This is a genomic window from Synechococcus sp. PROS-7-1 (assembly GCF_014279795.1).
In the GTDB taxonomy this organism is placed as follows: Bacteria; Cyanobacteriota; Cyanobacteriia; order PCC-6307; family Cyanobiaceae; genus Synechococcus_C.
Window position 1 is genome coordinate 1235774 of sequence record NZ_CP047945.1, and the last position, 12067, is coordinate 1247840.

Here is a 12067-nt window from a genome sequence, read left to right on the forward strand (position 1 = left end):
GGTTTTTTTTTGCCGACTGTGGGGACTCTGATCGAGCCCCCACCGGATCATTTGACAGCGTGGATCAACCGAACCGACCAGAGACGTAATCCTGGGTGGCTTGTTGCGATGGTGAGTTGAAGATTTTTTCAGTCTCATTGAATTCAACGAGATAACCGACCTTCCCGGATCCCCCCTCAACAGCTTCTGCGTTGTAGAAGGCGGTCATGTCACTCACCCGTACCGCCTGTTGCATGTTGTGGGTCACAATCACGATCGTGAAACTCTTTTTGAGCTCATGCATTGTTTCTTCGATCTTCAAGGTAGAGATCGGGTCAAGGGCCGAGCAAGGTTCATCCATCAGGATGACTTCGGGTTGGATGGCAATCGTGCGGGCGATGCAGAGACGCTGCTGTTGACCACCAGACAGTGAATACCCGCTTTCGTTGAGCTTGTCTTTGCATTCGTCCCAGACGGCAGCTTGGCGCAGGGAACGTTCAACAAGCTCGTCCATATCGCCTGTGAAGCCATTGATGCGGGCGCCGAAGGCGATGTTCTCATAAATCGTCTTCGGGAAAGGATTCGGTTGCTGGAACACCATGCCGATCCGGCGCCTGACTTCAACAGGGTCAACCATTGGGTCGTAGAGATCAGCACCGTCAAACAGCACTCGGCCACGCAATGAGCAACCTTCGATGAGGTCGTTCATTCGGTTGAGCGCGCGCAGCACGGTGGATTTTCCACAACCTGAAGGACCGATGAAGGCTGTGACTTTTCCCCGAGGGATATCGCAATAGACATTTTTGACAGCCTCATAGCTGCCGTAACTGATTGTGGCGTTTTGGATCGAAATGCAGGTGTTCTCTGAAATCGGCTGAGCAGTGGAGGTGGAAGCAGTCATTGGTAAAGAGGAGATACAGGTAAAAGGAACTTGAATGAATTACTTAGACGCGAACTGACCCAGCCAGCGCGCGAACAAGTTCATGCCAAGAATGAACAGAACCAGCACAAAAGATGCTGCCCATGCAAGCTCGTTCTGTGCCTCGTAAGGCATGATCGCGAAGTTGTAGATCAGAACGGACAGAGTCGCGACGGGATTGAAAATCCCATCTGACCAGAATGGAGAGAACAGCGCTGTGAAAATCAGTGGAGCAGTTTCGCCTGCAGCTCTGGCAATGGAAAGCACCACTCCAGTGGCAATTGGCGTAAACGCAGTGGGAAGTGTGATTCTCACCACTGTCACGAACTTCGAGGCGCCGACGCCGAGGGCACCACGACGAAGATCGTCTGAAACAAGCTTCAGGCCTTCATCAGTGGTTTTAATCACCGTTGGCAGCATCAGAATCGACAGGGCGATTCCACCTGCAAGAGCGCTGTAGGAATTTCCGAAAAACAGTCGTGTCGAAACAATGATTCCGTAGACGAAGACGCCAGCGATGATCGAAGGAACACCTGATAGAACATTGGTTCCGAAACGGATGAATTGAGCAAATCCACCGCCACGGGAGTATTCGGCCAGAAAAATTCCGCCTCCAACCCCAACTGGAATGGCGATCAGGCCGGCGAGGACCGTCACAACAATGCTGCCGATGATCGCATTGCCGATACCACCGCCCTCGAGTCCCGGCGGTGGTGGTAGTTCAGTGAATAGGGTAAGGCTGATTTTTTCGCCGCCTTTCAGAAGCACGTAAATCAGTACCGCAATCAGTGGAAGCACGGCGATCGCAGAAAATAATCCAGCAATCAGGGTGAGCAAGCGACTGATTAGATTCCGTCTCAGCCCCTGCTTGTAAGCAAGATCTGGGACGCCATTCGCTAAGCGAGTTGTAGAAGAAAAAGTCATGATCAGTACTTAAGACTCAGACGCTTGACCAGCCATTGTGCGAGGACATTCACTGCAAGAGTGAGGACCATCAACACAAACGCGGCGTACATCAGGGATGAAACCTGGCTGCCATCCGCTTCACCAAACTGATTGGCCAACATGGCAGCGATCGTGTTTCCAGGTGCCAGCAGTGAGGCGCTGAAATTATTTGAATTTCCAATGATCATGGTGACAGCCATGGTCTCACCCATTGCTCGACCTAGTGCAAGCATCACACCGCCGACGATTCCAGAAATGGCTGCTGGAAGGATCACGTTCAAGATGGCTCCCCAGCGTGTGGTTCCAACGCCATAGGCAGCTTGGCGCAGTTTGACGGGAACCTGATTCAGTGAATCTCTAGAAATGGCCGTAATGATTGGAAGAATCATCACCACGAGAATCAACACTGCAGGGGCCGTACCAGGACCCATGGGTGGCGATGAGAAGAATGGAAGCCACGACAACGTGCTGTAGAGAAAGTTGAGGAAGGGCCTGATGAAGGGCTCCATCACAAAAATGGCCCAAAGCCCAAGTACAACCGAAGGGATGGCAGCCAAGAGCTCCACCATCACGCCAATCACGCTGCGAATCCGCAATGGAATGATGTTCTCAGTGATGAAAACAGCAGTGCCAACGCCGAGTGGCACGGCAATCAACAACGACAGCACAGAAGTGACGATCGTTCCATAAATGGCTGTGAAAGCCCCGTACTCGTCATCGACCGGATTCCAGTTGGACGTGACCAAAAATTTCCAGCCATAACGTCCCATCGACTCGAGGGACCCCCAGAAGACGACGACGAGGATGGCGAACAACACCACAGCCACCATCGACGCCAGGGTCACTGCGAGATATCTGAAACTCACGTCCACCACCTTTTCCGATGGTGGACGGCGCCTCAGGAGATACAGCTCCTTGGTCTCGGTCATCCCGCTCAGGCAAAGACGACTGAAACGTAACGGTCGAACCGTATGGAATTCACTAAGGGCGCTTTAACGCCAGCTGCATCAGTCCCTGTCTTGGGCTGGGAGACAATGGTTTGGGCCGTTAACTTGGGAGTCCCCACAGGCGTCTATGGGACGGATCGTCGGAATCGACCTGGGTACGACCAACTCCGTTGTGGCTGTTCTCGAGGCAGGTCGCCCTGTTGTGATTGCTAATGCCGAGGGGACGAGAACCACTCCCTCCGTTGTTGGTTACACCAAGGACAGTGAGCTCTTGGTTGGTCAGCCTGCCCGTCGCCAGCTGGTCCTGAATCCGCGCAACACGTTTTCCAACCTCAAACGGTTTGTCGGTCGTAGCTGGGACGAACTCGACGACAGCTCCCTTACGGTTCCCTACACCGTGAGGGCCAACAGTCAGGGCAATGTGCGTGTGGCATGCCCGCAAACCGAGCGGGAATATGCCGCTGAGGAGCTTGTTGCCAGCATTTTGCGCAAGCTTGTGGACGATGCCTCCACCTACCTGGGAGAAGAGGTGGAATCTGCCGTGATCACGGTTCCTGCTTATTTCAATGATGCGCAACGCCAGGCGACACGCGATGCGGGGCGTCTGGCAGGGCTCACGGTTGAACGGATCCTGAACGAACCGACTGCAGCCGCTTTGGCCTACGGATTCGACCGCAGTGCCGTGCGCCGTGCTCTGGTGTTCGATCTTGGTGGAGGCACCTTCGACGTGTCCTTGCTGAGAATCGCCAACGGTGTTTTTGATGTGAAAGCCACCAATGGCGATACCCAGCTTGGTGGTAACGACTTTGATCAACGCATCGTCGATTGGCTGGCGCAGTCGTTTCTCAAAGAACACAACATCGATCTACGCCGTGACCGCCAAGCACTGCAGCGACTTACGGAAGCCTCAGAGAAGGCCAAGCAAGAGTTATCAGGTGTGAGCGCGACGCCCGTGTCGCTCCCGTTCATTGCCACGGGCCCTGACGGCCCTCTTCATATCGAAACCACACTGGATCGAGAAACGTTCGAGGGGTTGTGTCCCGATCTTCTCGATCGCCTGATGCTTCCCGTGCAGGCGGCCCTCAGGGATTCCGGCTGGAGTGCTGAAGACATCGACGATGTGGTTCTGGTGGGAGGAAGCACGCGGATGCCAATGGTGCAGCAACTGGTGAGAACGCTTGTGCCGAATGATCCATGTCAGTCCGTGAATCCGGATGAGGTGGTGGCCATCGGTGCTGCGGTTCAGGCGGGAATCATTACGGGTGATCTGCGGGATCTGCTGCTCAATGACGTGACGCCCCTGTCTCTCGGTCTGGAGACCATCGGCGGGCTGATGAAGGTCTTGATTCCGAGGAACACGCCGATTCCTGTACGCCAATCCGATGTGTTCAGTACCTCAGAACCCAATCAGTCGTCCGTTGAGATTCATGTGTGGCAGGGGGAACGCCAGATGGCGGCTGACAACAAATCCCTGGGCCGTTTCCGTCTCTCCGGTATTCCTCCAGCGCCCAGGGGTGTTCCACAGATCCAGGTTGCTTTCGACATCGATGCCAACGGCATTCTTCAGGTGAATGCCACCGATCGAACCACTGGACGCAAGCAGTCGGTGACCATTCAAGGCGGATCAACGCTCAACGAGGACGAAATTCAGGCCCTTCTTGCAGAAGCCGAGGCCCGGGCTGATGAGGACCGTCGCCGCCGCGCCACCATCGAGCGCCGTAACTCGGCATTGACCTTGGTGGCTCAGGCCGAACGGCGCCTGAGAGATGCGGCACTGGAATTTGGCCCCTATGGAGCAGAACGCCAGCAACGCGCTGTTGAAATGGCCATGCGTGACGTGCAGGATTTACTCGAGCAAGAGGATCTCCAGGAACTGGAACTGGCTGTGAGCGGATTACAGGAAGCTCTTTTCGGTCTGAATCGAAGGCTCACGGCGGAGCGCCGCACGGAGTCGGGTCCACTCCAGGGGTTGAAAAGCACGCTTGGAACCCTGAAAGACGAGCTGTTCGCAGACGATGACTGGGATGATGACCCCTGGTCAACGCCCCAGGACCGCTACGGCTACGACCCTCGTCCGCGGAGTGGACGGAGAGGCCTCGATCCCTGGGACGATGACAACTTCCGCTGAAACCGATTACTGGTCTCTTCTTGGTCTGACCCCTGATGCGGATCAGGAGACGCTGAAGCGGGCTTTTCGCCGTGAAGCCCGCCGCTGGCATCCCGACCTCAATGGCAACGACCTTCAGGCGGAGGAGCGTTTCAAGCTCGTCAACGAGGCCTATGCAGTACTCAGTAATCCCGAGCGCAAAACGGAATGGATCCGCTTGCGTCAGGGACAGGGTGAGGGGGCTGATCCTTTCAGCACTGGATTCCCCGATTTCGAGGACTATCTCGACGTGGTGTTTGGTTCCGGGCGCCAACGTCGTCCAGCCGCTGGCGTGGACGATCCCGTGCAGCCGGACAGTCGAGTTGAAGATGACGAGCACCATTGGCTGGAACCATCCCCACAACCGTCACCACCAATCCGATCCCACGATGATCTCGAGACGGTTGTTGAGCTCTCGCCTGACCAAGCCCTTCATGGAACCTTGGTGGAGCTTGAACTTGGTGACGGAACACTTGTGGAAGTGAGCACGCCACCCCAAGCCGGTGATGGATGGCGTCTGCGGCTGGAAGGGGTGGCACCGGGCGGAAAGGATCACTTCCTCCAGTTGCGTGTGATCACCGAGGAGGGATTGCGAATCGATGGACTCAAGGTGCACTACAGATTGGAACTTCTTCCTCCTGATGCTGCCTTGGGTTGTGCCGTCAACGTGCCCACCCTGACGGGTTCAGTGACGCTCCAAGTTCCTCCTGCCTCGTCCAGTGGACGGCTGCTGAGGCTGCGAGGGAGAGGTCTTGAGCTCGGAACCCAGAGGGGTGATCAACTCGTTGAGATCGTGATCGTGATCCCTTCGTCGCTTGAGGATGATGAGCGCGCTCTCTACCAGCGTCTGCAGGAGATCAGTCTCGAACGGTCTGGTCTGCCCTGAGCAGGAAACGATGAGAGACTCGCGTGGGCGATTCATCTGCATGTTGGTTCACGTTCTCCTGTTCGACGCAGGTCAGGACAGCGAAGGCATTCACTCTCTGGAGCTTTCAGGTCACACCGTGGTGCTCATGTTCGAAAACAGCGACGATGCTGAGCGTTACGCCGGACTTCTCGAAGCGCAGGATTTCCCTACACCGAGTGTTGAAGCCCTTGATCGAGAGGAGGTTGAGTTGTTCTGCCGGGAAGCTGGTTATGAGGCTCGCCTGGTCTCAGCGGGTTTTGTGCCCCAATCCGAGGAGGACCGCTTGATGCTCGCTCCTCCGTCCGCCAATCGGGATGTCAGCAACTGGCAGGACGGCGATCTGGAGAGCCAGGAGCAAGTTGAGCGCGACAGTGCTGATCTGGATGCTGTGCGTCGGCGTCTTGAGGGATTGCTGTGATTGAGCCGTCTGCTGATCGAGGCCATCTGCTGACCGAGCAGACCAATCCGGCCAGTGAAAGCCTGGATCTGCTTCCCACCGATGCGCTCATCAGTCTGTTCGTGGAGGAAGATCGACGCCCCCAGATGGCCGTGCAAGGGGCGATCAGCGCACTGACCGAAGCTGTGGATGCCATCGCGGAACGCCTGAAAGTTGGCGGCCGCTTGTTTTATCTAGGTGCCGGCACATCAGGTCGTCTCGGTGTGTTGGATGCGGCCGAATGTCCGCCGACGTTCTGCAGCCCGCCGGATCTGGTGCAAGGTGTTCTCGCCGGGGGCCCTGCCGCACTGCTGCGCAGCTCCGAGGGGCTTGAAGATCTTGCATCGGCAGGAGTTTCTGATCTGAAAGATCGAGGCTTCACTGGGAGTGACTGCCTGGTTGGCATCGCCGCCGGCGGGACAACGCCCTATGTGAAAGGTGGTTTGCATTACGCCCGCGAGCTTGGCGCGCTCACCATCGCCATGGCCTGTGTTCCTTCCGATCAGGCCCCTTTGCCCTGTGATGTCGACATACGGCTTTTAACAGGCCCTGAGCTGCTGACAGGCTCCACCCGACTCAAGGCGGGGACTGCCACAAAGATGGCACTGAACATCTTGTCCACTGGCGTGATGGTCAGGCTGGGAAAGGTGTACGGCAATCGGATGGTGGACGTTGCCGCGAGCAACAGCAAGCTGGTGGACCGCTCCATGCGCATTCTTCGTGATCTGCTGGGGCTGGATCGCGACACCTCTCAAGTGCTGCTCAGTGCGGCGGGCGGTTCCGTGAAACGTGCCCTTGTGATGGGCAGCTGCCATCTGGATGCTGTTGCAGCCGATGCACTGTTGAAGAACCACGGATCAGACCTTCGGCAGGCATTGCTCAGCCGCGGGGTCACCCTCCCTCAGGAGGCTGTCACGCTTCCCCAGTAAGGAGAAGTGAAGAGATCGAGACGGCGGCGGGTGGCTTCAGGCACAACCTCCGGAGGCGTCATCAAGGCATCGGCCAGGGCGTGATGCGCTTTGGATGCCGGTGGCTCCTGGCGGATGCTCTCCATTAAACGGCTGAGAATGGGTCCGGTGGCCAAGGCATTGGCTTTCAGGTTGCCCACCACCATCTCCACAGTGACCGCGTCGTGATCGTTGTGCCAACAATCAAAGTCGGTCACCATGCTCAACGAGGCATAGGCAATCTCTGCCTCCCTCGCCAGGCGGGCCTCTGTGTGATTCGTCATGCCAATGACGTCGCAACCCCAACGGCGGTAGAGCTCGCTTTCAGCTCGGGTGGAAAACGCAGGCCCTTCCATGCAGAGATAGGTTCCGCCCCGGTGCAAATGGTGCCCGGCGGGCATTGCCATTGATGCGGCTGAGGCGAGAAGGTCACTGAGCTTGGAACAGAAGGGTTCAGCCAGGCTGACGTGAGCAACGCAACCGTCGCCAAAAAACGACTGAGGGCGCTGCATTGTGCGATCAATGAATTGATCGGGAACCACCATGTCGCGGGGACGAAGATGCTCGCGAAGAGAGCCAACGGCTGAAACCGAGACCAGCCAGCGCACACCGAGCGAGCGCATGGCCCAAACGTTGGCTCGATAGGGCACTTCACTCGGAAGCAGATGGTGATGACGTCCGTGACGCGCCAGAAAAACGATGTCTACGCCGTTGAGGCGCCCCAGCATGAAGGCATCGGATGGCGGGCCGAATGGGGTCTCCAGTTCAGCCTCACGCACGTCCTCTAATCCATCGATGGCATAGAGACCGCTTCCACCGATCACTCCCACCCGGGCCGAGTCGAGCGATGGCGGGGTGGAAATGTTGGTCATAGCAGAGGTGCGGCGCTGAAATTATGCCCTTGCCTAGCATGGTGTTTTGGTGTTGATGCCTTGACCACGGTTCTCATGACCACGGACGCCGGCCCGATCAAGCTGGAGATGTTCGACAACGATGCCCCGAACACCGTGGCCAACTTCGTCAAGCTGGCCAAGGAAGGTTTTTATGACGGCCTTGCTTTCCATCGTGTGATCGACGGTTTCATGGCCCAGGGCGGGTGCCCCAACAGCCGTGAAGGATCCCGCGGCATGGCTGGAACGGGTGGCCCCGGCTACACGATCGACTGCGAGATCAACAGCAGAAAGCACGTTCCGGGTGCGTTATCGATGGCGCATGCCGGCAAGAACACCGGTGGCAGCCAATTCTTCATCGTGCATGAAGCCCAGCCCCATCTCGATGGTGTGCACACCGTTTTCGGTCAGACCGGTGACATGGATGTGGTTCTGGCCCTCAAAAATGGCTCCAAGATCCAAACGGTGACGGTTCAGGACCAGTGAATCAATGCCGGCTGGTCCGCCCTCTTGAACCAGTCGGCCTTCTCCTTCGTTGATCGGAGCGACTCCAGCGAACGCTCTTCTCTGTTGAGCCACTGTGGTGGATGACTGATCTGAATCGTTTTCACCGCATGCAGTAATCCGATGCGCGAGATTTCCTGCCAGGACGCCATCGTGGCCAACAGTTTCTGCATCACTGACTCTGTGGGATCAGAGTTCTGAATGGACCATACGAATCTCGGTCGCTCCCAGAGGGCGAGCAAACGAGGATTGTGTTCGGTTTGCAGCTGCAGCTTGTGTTCTTCAGCAAGTTGTTCCATTCGTTGAACCAGCTTGGAGAGAGTGGTTTCATCGTTGGTGAAGACGTCGAGGCCGATCACCCAGTGGGAACGCTCGGGTTGCTCCTCGAACAAATGGCCCAATTTTTCGCGCTTCGTCGCCAGATACTGGGCGTTGTAATCCCCTGGATCAATTTCTAAAGGCACCCGATCCACCACTTCCAGGCCGTAGCCCCCCAGGCCAGCAATTTTGCGGGGGTTGTTGGTGAGAAGGCGAAGACGATGAATTCCCAGGTCACTGAGGATCTGGGCCCCTACTCCGTAATTGCGCAGATCTGGGGCAAAGCCAAGTTTTTCATTGGCCTCGACCGTGTCGAGTCCTCCATCTTGAAGGCTGTAGGCCTTGAGTTTGTTGATCAAGCCAATACCCCGGCCCTCCTGGCGCAGATACACAAGAACACCCTCGCCCTCCACCTCGATCTGGTGCATGGCCGCTTCGAGTTGGGCGCGGCAATCACAGCGCAGTGAACCGAAGGCATCACCCGTCAGACACTCTGAATGCATCCGAACCAGCACAGGTTCCTTCATCGAACCGATGGAGCCTTTGACCAGCGCCACATGTTCACTGCCATCAAGCGCATTGCGAAACCCGATGGCCTGAAAACTGCCGAACTGACTGGGGAGGGATGCCTGGGCCTGACGAACGACAAACCGTTCATTGTCCAATCTGTAGCGGATCAGATCGGCGATGCTGATCAGGCGCAGTCCCCACTGGCGTGCGTATGCCTGCAGCTCTGGCAGCCGAGCCATGGAGCCGTCGGCATTCTGAATTTCACAGATCACGCCTGATGAATTCAGTCCAGCCAATTGGGAGAGATCCACTGCGGCTTCGGTATGTCCAGCCCGTTTCAGCACACCACCGGGTCGGGCTCTGAGTGGAAAGATGTGGCCAGGACGCCTTAGATCCGACGGTCTTGATTCAGCCTGAATGGCCACTTGGATGGTTCGAGACCGGTCTTCGGCCGAGATGCCAGTGGAGACTCCATGCTCCGGTCCAGCATCGATGCTGACCGTGAAGGCCGTCTGGTTCGCATCGGTGTTGCGGTCCACCATCAAAGGAAGATCCAGAGCATCGAGGCGATCACCTTGCATTGCCAAACAGATCAACCCCCTGGCTTCAGTGGCCATGAAATTGATTTGTTCGGGTGTGGCGAACTGGGCTGCGCAGATCAGGTCCCCTTCGTTCTCCCGACGCTCATCGTCGACCACAACAACGCATTCACCGTTTCGAATGGCTTTGAGCGCATCAGGAATGCTGTCAAACAGGGTTTGAGCTTGCGTTGATTGATCGGCAGATTCGGGCAGAGCTCTCGTTGTCCTGAGTTCAGACACCATTATCGACGCCGGTACGATCGGTTGATGTGTTGGCGCAGAGATGCTGAATCGACGGGTTGCCGTGGTGGGTGCCTCGGGATATGGAGGGCTCCAGACCTTGCGCCTTCTCAAAGAGCACCCCTCATTTCAAGTGAGCTTTCTGGCTGGCGAGCGCTCAGCCGGCCGTCCCTGGAAGGAGATCTGCCCGTTTCTTCCGCTGGACGGTGATCGGATCGTTGAAGCTGCGGATCCGGATCGCATCGCTTCAACGTCGGATTTTGCAGTGCTGAGCTTGCCCAACGGACTGGCCAGCAAGTTGGTGCCGCCATTGCTGGAGCGAGGGGTGAGAGTGGTCGACCTCTCGGCGGACTATCGCTACAAATCGCTTGACCAATGGTCCTCGGTGTACGTGCAAGAGGCCAGGAGCGCAGCGAGAACAGACCATGATCTCTGCGAGGAAGCCATCTACGGCCTGCCCGAGTGGCATCACCAGGCCATCGCCAATGCTCGGTTGGTTGCAGCGCCGGGCTGTTTCCCCACAGCGAGTCTGTTGCCACTGCTCCCCTTTCTCAAGCAGGGATTGATCGAGAGTGACGGCTTGATCATTGATGCCAAGACGGGCACGTCAGGTGGAGGGCGTGCAGCGAAGGAACACCTTCTCCTGGCTGAGGCGTCCGAATCAATTGCCCCCTACGGCGTGATCGGCCACCGCCACACCTCCGAAATCGAACAGTTGGCTAGCAACGTCGCAGGCTGCCCCATCCAATTGCAGTTCACCCCCCATCTTGTTCCCATGGTGCGGGGACTTCTCTCGACTGTTTACGCCAGGCTGAGGGATCCAGGACTGACCGCAGAGGATTGCAACACGGTGCTCCAGACCGTTTACCAGCAGCATCCCTGCGTTGAGGTTCTCCCTGTAGGAACCTACCCAGCGACGAAATGGGCCAAGCACACGAACCGCGCCATGCTTTCGGTCCAGGTTGATACAAGAACCGGTCGCCTCGTGCTGATGAGCGCTGTCGACAATCTCCTTAAAGGTCAGGCTGGCCAGGGCCTTCAGTGCCTCAATTTAATGGCTGGCCTCGAGTCCACCGAAGGGCTGCCACTGACACCGTTCTATCCCTGAACCTCGGCATGCTCTTCTCCTCTCCACTGCAAGCCCGCTAACGCTGTGGCCCAGGGAAGAAGTCGATGCTCCTGCACCTGAATGCGTTTGGCGAGCGTCTCCACGTCATCGCTTGCATGCACAGGGACTGCGGCCTGCGCAATGACCGCTCCAGAGTCCACATCGGCCTGAACGTGATGGACGCTGCATCCGCTGATCCGGACGCCTGCGCTGAGGGCTTGACCAACAGCATCCAAACCTTTGAACGCTGGAAGAAGGGATGGGTGAAGGTTGATGAGCCTTCCGGGGTAGGCAGCGATCAGAACTGGCGTGACGATTCGCATCCAACCAGCCATCACCACCGCTTCGACGTCGGCAGCCCGGAACGCAGACACCAGGGCGTGGTCCAAGGATTCACGGGTGCTGTGCAGTCGGTGATCGATGAGCTGCCAGGGGATTTCAAGACGAGCAGCCCGTTCTTTGGCTCTGCAGTTCGGGTTGTTCACAACCAGCAAGCGCAACGATGCATCGAGGTATCCCTGCGTCGTCGCCTTGTGAAGAGCTTCGAGATTGCTGCCAGAGCCGGACGCCATGACTCCAATTCGTAGCGGCGGCGTGAATCGCGGCCATGCTTCGATTGCCGGAGCAATGAATCCAGAGGGATCTTTTTCAAGGATCTGGCTAGTGTCTGAAGACGCGGGCATTCGGATT

Annotated in this window: 12 protein-coding genes; 6 read left to right on the forward strand and 6 right to left on the reverse strand. The window is 57.2% G+C overall.

Annotation, left to right across the window (positions count from 1 at the left end):
• Positions 1 to 64 precede the first annotated feature (64 nt).
• Genes pstB through pstC form a run of 3 tightly spaced genes read right to left on the reverse strand, consistent with a single transcriptional unit; the run spans position 65 to position 2772 of the window.
• Positions 65 to 880 (reverse strand): phosphate ABC transporter ATP-binding protein PstB, encoded by an 816-nt coding sequence (gene pstB / locus SynPROS71_RS06840; protein ID WP_186597693.1) that lies wholly within the window; start codon positions 878 to 880, stop codon positions 65 to 67.
• A 39-nt stretch (positions 881 to 919) separates the two neighbouring features.
• Complete coding sequence (gene pstA / locus SynPROS71_RS06845) at positions 920 to 1822, reverse strand: phosphate ABC transporter permease PstA (protein ID WP_186597695.1); 903 nt, start codon at positions 1820 to 1822, stop codon at positions 920 to 922.
• A gap of 2 nt (positions 1823 to 1824) precedes the next feature.
• The gene (pstC, locus tag SynPROS71_RS06850) at positions 1825 to 2772 is read right to left on the reverse strand and encodes a phosphate ABC transporter permease subunit PstC (protein ID WP_186597696.1); all 948 of its coding nucleotides are present in this window, start codon (positions 2770 to 2772) and stop codon (positions 1825 to 1827) included.
• Between the two features lie 145 nt (positions 2773 to 2917).
• Between pstC and dnaK the strand changes: the two genes are divergently transcribed.
• Genes dnaK through murQ form a run of 4 tightly spaced genes read left to right on the forward strand, consistent with a single transcriptional unit; the run spans position 2918 to position 7208 of the window.
• Positions 2918 to 4918 (forward strand): molecular chaperone DnaK, encoded by a 2001-nt coding sequence (gene dnaK / locus SynPROS71_RS06855; RefSeq protein ID WP_186597698.1) that lies wholly within the window; start codon positions 2918 to 2920, stop codon positions 4916 to 4918.
• Positions 4902 to 5822, forward strand: a complete 921-nt coding sequence (locus SynPROS71_RS06860; RefSeq protein ID WP_186597700.1) for a DnaJ C-terminal domain-containing protein — start codon at positions 4902 to 4904, stop codon at positions 5820 to 5822. The genes dnaK and SynPROS71_RS06860 overlap by 17 nt, the downstream gene beginning before the upstream one ends.
• A 40-nt stretch (positions 5823 to 5862) precedes the next feature.
• A complete protein-coding gene (locus tag SynPROS71_RS06865) occupies positions 5863 to 6261 on the forward strand; it encodes a DUF3110 domain-containing protein (protein ID WP_186597701.1) in 399 nt (132 codons plus the stop codon).
• On the forward strand, positions 6258 to 7208 hold the full coding sequence (gene murQ / locus SynPROS71_RS06870; RefSeq protein ID WP_186597703.1) for an N-acetylmuramic acid 6-phosphate etherase: 951 nt from the start codon (positions 6258 to 6260) through the stop codon (positions 7206 to 7208). The genes SynPROS71_RS06865 and murQ overlap by 4 nt, the downstream gene beginning before the upstream one ends.
• On the opposite strand, the gene mtnP is transcribed toward murQ, so the two are convergent.
• Complete coding sequence (gene mtnP, locus SynPROS71_RS06875; protein ID WP_186597705.1) at positions 7181 to 8098, reverse strand: S-methyl-5'-thioadenosine phosphorylase; 918 nt, start codon at positions 8096 to 8098, stop codon at positions 7181 to 7183. The genes murQ and mtnP overlap by 28 nt on opposite strands.
• 75 nt (positions 8099 to 8173) lie before the next feature.
• Here mtnP and SynPROS71_RS06880 point away from each other — a divergent pair, with 75 nt between their 5' ends.
• The gene (locus SynPROS71_RS06880) at positions 8174 to 8602 is read left to right on the forward strand and encodes a peptidylprolyl isomerase (RefSeq protein WP_255442495.1); all 429 of its coding nucleotides are present in this window, start codon (positions 8174 to 8176) and stop codon (positions 8600 to 8602) included.
• Here the strand turns inward: SynPROS71_RS06880 and ribBA are convergent.
• Entirely contained in the window at positions 8590 to 10272 is a 1683-nt protein-coding gene (gene ribBA, locus SynPROS71_RS06885) for a bifunctional 3,4-dihydroxy-2-butanone-4-phosphate synthase/GTP cyclohydrolase II (protein ID WP_255442461.1), read from the reverse strand. The genes SynPROS71_RS06880 and ribBA overlap by 13 nt on opposite strands.
• Before the next feature lie 40 nt (positions 10273 to 10312).
• Between ribBA and argC the strand changes: the two genes are divergently transcribed.
• Positions 10313 to 11377, forward strand: coding sequence for an N-acetyl-gamma-glutamyl-phosphate reductase (argC, locus tag SynPROS71_RS06890; RefSeq protein ID WP_186597709.1), 1065 nt, complete (start codon positions 10313 to 10315; stop codon positions 11375 to 11377).
• Here argC and purN read toward each other — a convergent pair.
• Positions 11368 to 12060: a phosphoribosylglycinamide formyltransferase gene (gene purN, locus SynPROS71_RS06895; RefSeq protein ID WP_186597711.1), complete on the reverse strand. Its 693-nt coding sequence runs from the start codon at positions 12058 to 12060 to the stop codon at positions 11368 to 11370. The two genes, argC and purN, sit on opposite strands and share 10 nt — an antisense overlap.
• Between the last annotated feature and the right edge of the window lie 7 nt (positions 12061 to 12067).

What these genes read in the sequence shown, in the direction of transcription:
- pstB (WP_186597693.1), bottom strand. Translation starts at nt 880, where the DNA reads ATGACTGCTTCCACCTCCACTGCTCAGCCGATTTCAGAGAACACCTGC.
- pstA (WP_186597695.1), bottom strand. Translation starts at nt 1,822, where the DNA reads ATGACTTTTTCTTCTACAACTCGCTTAGCGAATGGCGTCCCAGATCTT.
- pstC (WP_186597696.1), bottom strand. Translation starts at nt 2,772, where the DNA reads ATGACCGAGACCAAGGAGCTGTATCTCCTGAGGCGCCGTCCACCATCG.
- dnaK (WP_186597698.1), top strand. Translation starts at nt 2,918, where the DNA reads ATGGGACGGATCGTCGGAATCGACCTGGGTACGACCAACTCCGTTGTG.
- SynPROS71_RS06860 (WP_186597700.1), top strand. Translation starts at nt 4,902, where the DNA reads ATGACAACTTCCGCTGAAACCGATTACTGGTCTCTTCTTGGTCTGACC.
- SynPROS71_RS06865 (WP_186597701.1), top strand. Translation starts at nt 5,863, where the DNA reads ATGTTGGTTCACGTTCTCCTGTTCGACGCAGGTCAGGACAGCGAAGGC.
- mtnP (WP_186597705.1), bottom strand. Translation starts at nt 8,098, where the DNA reads ATGACCAACATTTCCACCCCGCCATCGCTCGACTCGGCCCGGGTGGGA.
- SynPROS71_RS06880 (WP_255442495.1), top strand. Translation starts at nt 8,174, where the DNA reads ATGACCACGGACGCCGGCCCGATCAAGCTGGAGATGTTCGACAACGAT.
- ribBA (WP_255442461.1), bottom strand. Translation starts at nt 10,272, where the DNA reads ATGGTGTCTGAACTCAGGACAACGAGAGCTCTGCCCGAATCTGCCGAT.
- argC (WP_186597709.1), top strand. Translation starts at nt 10,313, where the DNA reads ATGCTGAATCGACGGGTTGCCGTGGTGGGTGCCTCGGGATATGGAGGG.
- purN (WP_186597711.1), bottom strand. Translation starts at nt 12,060, where the DNA reads ATGCCCGCGTCTTCAGACACTAGCCAGATCCTTGAAAAAGATCCCTCT.